This is a genomic window from Parasphingorhabdus sp. (assembly GCF_036964675.1).
Classification (GTDB): Bacteria; Pseudomonadota; Alphaproteobacteria; order Sphingomonadales; family Sphingomonadaceae; genus Parasphingorhabdus.
The window spans coordinates 20,941-27,221 of record NZ_JBALTF010000037.1 but is presented as its reverse complement, the minus strand read 5'-3'; the positions used below and the strand labels follow the sequence as shown (position 1 = coordinate 27,221).

General features: G+C 57.2%; 7 protein-coding genes. 5 read left to right on the top strand and 2 right to left on the bottom strand.

Annotated features, from left to right (window positions below; all coding sequences use genetic code 11):
• A partial coding sequence (locus V7665_RS08225; RefSeq protein WP_335664052.1) for an ABC transporter permease occupies positions 1-658 on the bottom strand: 658 nt, incomplete at its 3' end.
• Positions 655-1,380 (bottom strand): ABC transporter ATP-binding protein, encoded by a 726-nt coding sequence (locus V7665_RS08220; RefSeq protein ID WP_335664051.1) that lies wholly within the window; start codon positions 1,378-1,380, stop codon positions 655-657. The genes V7665_RS08225 and V7665_RS08220, both read right to left, overlap by 4 nt.
• Positions 1,381-1,397: 17 nt before the next feature.
• Between V7665_RS08220 and V7665_RS08215 the strand changes: the two genes are divergently transcribed.
• From V7665_RS08215 to V7665_RS08195, 5 genes are all read left to right on the top strand, one after another.
• Positions 1,398-2,114: an arylesterase gene (locus V7665_RS08215; protein WP_335664050.1), complete on the top strand. Its 717-nt coding sequence runs from the start codon at positions 1,398-1,400 to the stop codon at positions 2,112-2,114.
• Between the two features lie 159 nt (positions 2,115-2,273).
• Complete coding sequence (locus V7665_RS08210) at positions 2,274-3,479, top strand: toxic anion resistance protein (protein ID WP_335664049.1); 1,206 nt, start codon at positions 2,274-2,276, stop codon at positions 3,477-3,479.
• Between the two features lie 6 nt (positions 3,480-3,485).
• Positions 3,486-4,199: a hypothetical protein gene (locus V7665_RS08205; protein WP_335664048.1), complete on the top strand. Its 714-nt coding sequence runs from the start codon at positions 3,486-3,488 to the stop codon at positions 4,197-4,199.
• A 121-nt stretch (positions 4,200-4,320) separates the two neighbouring features.
• A complete protein-coding gene (locus V7665_RS08200) occupies positions 4,321-4,839 on the top strand; it encodes a nuclear transport factor 2 family protein (RefSeq protein ID WP_335664047.1) in 519 nt (172 codons plus the stop codon).
• Between the two features lie 95 nt (positions 4,840-4,934).
• Entirely contained in the window at positions 4,935-6,272 is a 1,338-nt protein-coding gene (locus tag V7665_RS08195; protein WP_335664046.1) for an aromatic ring-hydroxylating oxygenase subunit alpha, read from the top strand.
• The last annotated feature ends 9 nt before the right edge of the window (positions 6,273-6,281 follow it).

Genomic DNA, 6,281 nt, shown 5'->3' with positions numbered 1-6,281 from the left:
CGGGCAGTTTGAGGCGATATTTGCTCTCGAACAGGCTGCCCGGCTGGATCAATTTTGTGGCGCGCAGATTGTCGAGCGAGGTGATCGCCACCGGACCGAGCGACAGGCCTTCGCTGAGCCGGTCGGGCTCTTCGGCAATGACACCGGAAATGGTGAAGCTGGCCTCGCCAAAGGCAATCTTGTCGCCAATTTTGCGGGAAAGTCGCTGCATCAGGGCAGGGGTTACATAGATGTCGCCCGGTTTCGGTGCGGTCACAACATCGCCGTTCTCCAGCGTGAAGCTGCCGTAAAGCGGATAAGACGCATCGACGCCTTTCAATTCGACCAGTTGTGTGTCGCTGCCATCGGGCAGCCGGGCCATCGCCTGCATCCGCAGCGTTTCCGACAGCGTTCCTGCCCGTTTGAGGGCCGCGAGTTCTTCGCCGGTGGCTTCGCGCTGGGCAACCGCTATCTCCAGATCGCCGCCCAATATCGCCTGACCGCGATTGGCCAGTTCTTCGGTGATCGCGCTGGTCAGGCTGCCAATGGCCGCCAGCGTGGCAACACCAAGCAGCAGGCAGATGATCAGCAGCCGAAGTCCGACAAATCGTCCGCGCAAATCGCGGCGCGCAATGGTCCATGCCTTGCCGATGTCAGAGCCGATGTCAGATGTCTTCACGCGGCGCTATCCCGCTCGATAAGGCCGTCGCGCAATTCGATGATCCGGTCGCAGCGTTTGGCCAGTTCCGGATCATGGGTGATGATCAGCAATGTCGCCGCCGTGGCTTTCTGGCGATCGAACAGCAGGGTGATGATCTTCTCGCCGGTGGTGCCATCAAGATTGCCGGTCGGTTCGTCGGCGAAAATGATGGTCGGGCGCGATGCCATCGCCCGGGCTATCGCCACGCGTTGTTGCTCGCCACCGGAAAGCTGGGTCGGATAATGGCCGAGCCGATCGCCGAGACCGACCGAGGCAAGCTCTTCTGCCGCAATTTCGAAAGGTTTGGACTGGCCGTCGAGTTCGAGCGGCACCGCGACATTTTCCAGCGCCGTCATCGTCGGCAGCAGATGAAAGGCCTGCAGGACGATGCCGACCCGGCCGCGTCGCGCCACTGCCAGCTGATCCTCGTTCATCGTGCCGAAGTCGGCGCCGGCAATATTGACGGTACCGCCGCTTGCCCGCTCCAGACCCGACAGGATCGCCATCAGCGATGATTTTCCCGAACCCGACGGGCCGAGCAATGCAACCGTCCTGCCCTCCTCGATCGACAGATCAATACCACGCAATATATCGACCCGCGCTGTGCCTTCCCCCAAAGACAGGGTGACATTTCGGGCTGCAATCGCAATATGGGGTTCAACTGTGGCGGCGTCGCTTGATGCGGCGGGTTTCTGGATCATGGGGGTAAGGATATCCGATGTTGAAGAATATAATCTCATATGGGTTCACACTGGCATTTCTGCAACTTTTGATCGCCTGTGGTCCAGCGCCGGAAGCGGAGCAAGCTGTTCAAGAGGACGTAGAAACGGTCTTGGCGGAAACAGACGGTGATCAGACGGCAGAAGCGAAAGAAGCCGAAATTCTGATCGTCGCTTTTGGCGACAGTCTCTATGCCGGCTATGGTCTGGACCAGAAAGAGGGTTTCGCGCCGGAATTGCAAGCGGCGCTGACAGCAGAGGGCAAGGATGTCCGGGTTCACAATGCCGGCGTGTCGGGTGACACCACCGCAGCGGGTTTGCGGCGGATGGATTTCGTCCTCGACAGCCTGTCGCGCAAGCCGGACCTGGTGATATTGGGGCTGGGCGGCAATGATATGCTGCGCGGCCTCAAGCCATCAGACAGTCGCGCCAATATGGAGGCGATGGTCAAGAAGCTAAAGGATCGAGGCATCCCGGTGATGCTGACCGGCATGCTGGCTCCGCCCAATCTCGGGGCAGATTTCGGTAAAGAATTCAACATGATCTATCCCGCACTCGCCCAAAAATATGATGTCGCGCTCTATCCGTTCTTCATGGACGGGGTAGTGGGGCATCCCGATCTGTTCCTGCCCGATGGCCTGCATCCAACCGCCAAGGGCATTGATATCATTGTCGGAAAAATCGCGCCGCAGGTGGTCGAAGTACTGGAAAGCTGAGCATCGCGAAAGCTGGAGGGATTGGAAGCATGTTGCACAGTTTCATAAAAACTGTATTATTTTGCTAATACAGCAGTTGAAACGCTTGAAAAGCGGGGCATTTGCATCCATTTATAAGGAAAGCCCCGCACTGGTGCCGGGGCAGGGAGGCTGAACAGCATGGCGACCGAAACAATCACCGCGACTGAAGACCTGAAACTGACCCCGCCAGATCCGGTGGTTGCCGTCGCACCCGAAAAGGCCGGAGGCCTTGTTTCCATTGGTGACGAGGTAAAGTCCAAGCTGGAAGAAAAAGTCGACAGTTTTATCGATGATTTGATCGCTCAGGACGAAAACAGCCCCGAATTTGGCAAAAAAGTCGACCAAATTACCAATATGGGTCGCAAGGAAATTGCCGAAGCGGCGGGCCAGTCCAACCGCTTTCTCGATCGCCCGATCCGGTCGATGGACGAGCAGAGCGGCATTGGTTCCGATCTCGCCGAATTGCGCCGCACGGTCGAGGACCTCGATCCGGGCAAGCGCGGCAATCTGACCGCCAAGAGGAAGATTTTCGGAATCATTCCGTTCGGCAACAAGATGCGCAATTATTTCGACGGTTATAAAAGCGCGCAAGGCCATATCGGCTCGATCCTCGACCGGCTTCGCTCCGGCAAGGACGAATTGCTGATGGACAATGCCGCGATCGATGTCGAACGCAAGAACCTCTGGGCGGCGATGGGCCGGCTGGAGCAGATGATTCATGTCTCCAAGGTCATGGACCAAAGGCTGGAAGACAAAGCGGCCGAACTGGACGCAAGCGATCCGGCCAAGGCCAAGGCGATCCGCGAAAGCGCGCTTTTCTATGTCCGGCAACGCACCCAGGATCTGCTCACCCAGATGGCGGTGACGGTGCAGGGCTATCTCGCGCTGGATCTGGTGAAGCGCAATAATATCGAGCTGGTCAAGGGTGTCGACCGGGCCAGCACAACGACCGTGGGTGCGCTGCGCACCGGCGTCACCGTGGCCCAGGCGCTGACCAATCAGAAGCTGGTTCTCGACCAGATCACCGCGCTCAACACCACCACGGCGGGCGTGATCGACAGCACCAGCGAGATGCTGAAAAACCAGACCGGCCAGATTCACGAGCAGGCCGCCTCGTCGACCATTCCGCTGGAAACGCTGCAACGGGCGTTCCAGAATGTCTATGACACGATGGACAATATCGACACGTTCAAGCTGAAAGCGCTGGAGAATATGAAAGCGACAGTAAATTCGCTGTCCGGCGAGATCGAGAAGTCGAAAGGCTATATTGCGCGATCCGAAGGGCAGGCAAAGGCGAAGCTGGAAGCGCCTACCGAAAACCCCTTGTCGGCGCTGGAGGCCTAGAGCCGAGTGTCCGAATCCAATCAGCAAATCTTTGACAGCGCGGCGCGGGCTCTTCGCGACTCCCAATTTCGCCGCTCGATCGGCAATCGCTCGCACAAGCTGAAGCAGGGCCATTTGTTCAAGAAACTGGGCCGCGCCGCTTTGTGGACCGTGGGCGTGCTGGTCGGTGCCAGCATCGTCGGCGGCATATTGAGCGGCATCGGTTTCTGGGGCGTGATGATTTCCGCCGGTCTGATTGCAGGCGGTATCTGGGCCTCGATGAAATTTCCGCAAATGAAAATGCCGACGCCGGAGACGATCATGAAGTCGGATCTGAAATCGCTGGCCGGCAAGACCGAAATCTGGCTGGAAAACCAGCGGCCGGCTCTGCCAGCGCCGGCGGTTCAGATCGTCAACGGCATCGGCGTCCAGCTGGATATGCTTTCCCCGCAACTGAACAAGCTCAACGAGGGTGATGCTGCCGCCTATGAAGTGCGCAAGCTGGTCGGTGAGCATCTGCCCGAGCTGATCAACGGCTATCGGGCGATTCCCGCGTCGATGCGCGGTAAAGCCACCGATAGCGGAAAATCGCCGGACGAACAGTTGATCGGCGGCCTGACCCTGATCGAGAAAGAAATCGCCGGCGTGACCCAGCAGATCGCCAAGGGCGATATTGACAATCTGTCGATCCGCGGCCGCTATCTCGAACTCAAATATGACCAGAACGCCGAAGCGGAATAGCCGCCGCCCCTGAGCAACGCGCCAAACAGTTTGCTGGAGCCTATCCTCCCGATCAAATCGCTAGTGGTTATGCCGGGTTGAAGCATGGATAGGTGAGTCTCTTGAAGCAAGGGAGACGGGAATGGATCGCTTGACGATCGTCGCTGACAAGCTTGAATGTGCCGAATTGGTGTCTCGCGTTGCGCGGGCAATTGATCGCTGTGACGCCGCGCTGCTGGAATCTCTGTTCCACACGGATGCCACTGACGACCACGGAATTTTCGTCGGCACGGCCAGTGAATTCATTCAATGGGTGATCCCGCTTCTGAACACAATGAAACGAACCCAGCATATCATCGGACAAGTGCTGATTGAGGTGGATGGTGACCGTGCAGCGGGAGAAAGCTATTTTGTCGCCCATCATAATTTTGATGGCCCGGACGGCGAGATTTTCATGGTGGCTGCCGGGCGCTATCTCGACCGCTTTGAACGGCGCGACGGCCTATGGAAGATTGCCCATCGCCATGCCGTATATGATTGGAACAGCAGCACAGCATCAACCGACAATTTCGACCGCGACAATCCCGGAGCGCAGGTTTTCGGGATACGCGGCCAAGGTGATGCCTCTTATGCCCATCTTGCTGGTCGCGGGCGATCATAGCGTCGATATCCGGACTAATATTTAGGGCAGGCTACAGATAAGGCCAGATATCCTATGGATTGACGCAAGGCTTTCGACTGAGGGAGAAATTTCAAGTGGCCGATCATGATCCACGCGATTTGCAAAGAAAACTGGCGGATGTCTCCAAACAACCCGAGCCAGAACTCCGCGGTACGCCGATCACCCCGGATCGCTATTATGCCAAAGAATATATGGATCAGGAGTGGGACAAGGTCTGGACGCGGACCTGGCAAATTGCCGGCTTGTCGCGCGAACTTCCCAACAAGGGTGACTATATAACGACATCGCTTGGTCCGGAAAATATTCTCTGCACCCGGGGTGATGATGACACAATTCGGGCCTTCTACAATGTCTGCCAGCATCGCGGGATGCAGCTCATGGACAAGCCATCGGGCAATGCGCGCCGTCTGACCTGCCCCTATCATGGATGGGCTTATGATATGGCGGGCACATTGAAATTCGTGCCCGATGAAGCGGACTATCCGCAGGGCAGCCCTTGCGGCAAAAGCAATCTGGTCGAAATTCCCTGTGAAGAATGGGCCGGTTTTGTCTGGTATAATATGGACGAGGATTGTGCCTCGCTAAAATCCTTTCTCGGACCGATTGCGGACCAGATTGATTCCTATCCGATGGAAGACATGGTGCGGACCCATTGGGTGACGATCGAAGGCGATTTCAACTGGAAGCTGGTTCAGGATAATTTCAGCGAATCCTATCACGTGCCATTTGTCCACCCCGGCGCCGTCTATGTGCTGGAATATAGCCACCAGCATTGCCAGTTTGATCATTATGCCGAAGGCCATTGCCGGATGTTCATGCCCGGTGCCGGGCCGGCCAAAGTCATAAAGGGCGGCGAGAAGCAGACGCTGGCGAGTATGGCGGAGGAGCTCGCATTGTGGGAGCTGGATCCGGGCGATTATACAGGCGGCAAGATTCGCAATCTTCGCGGCGACCTGCAACGGCAGAAGCGCAAGCTGGGTGAAGCAAAAGGCTTTGATTTTTCAACCTATCATGATGATCAGCTGACCGATAACTGGCATTATACGATCTTCCCCAATCTGTCGTTCAGCCTGAAGCCGGATGGCAATATCTGGCTGCGCGCGCGGCCCCATGAAACCGACCCTGAAAAATGCTATTTTGACATGTGGTACATGACGCTGTTCCCAAAGGGCGCCACGGAATATTTTTCGCAGACCATGCGGGAATTCATCTCGGTCGATACGCCCGCACAGCATGTGCAGGGCAAGGCAGGAGAGGTTTCGGCTGGTCCGGCGATTGATGAGGATCTTGCCATCTGGCCCCTGCAGCAGCGCGGCCTGCATTCCCGCGGCTATAAGCGTGACTATCTGGCGGGCCAGGAAAGCCGGTTGCGCTTTTTCCACGAGACATTGGAGGATTGGCTGGCACGCTGATTTTTGGTG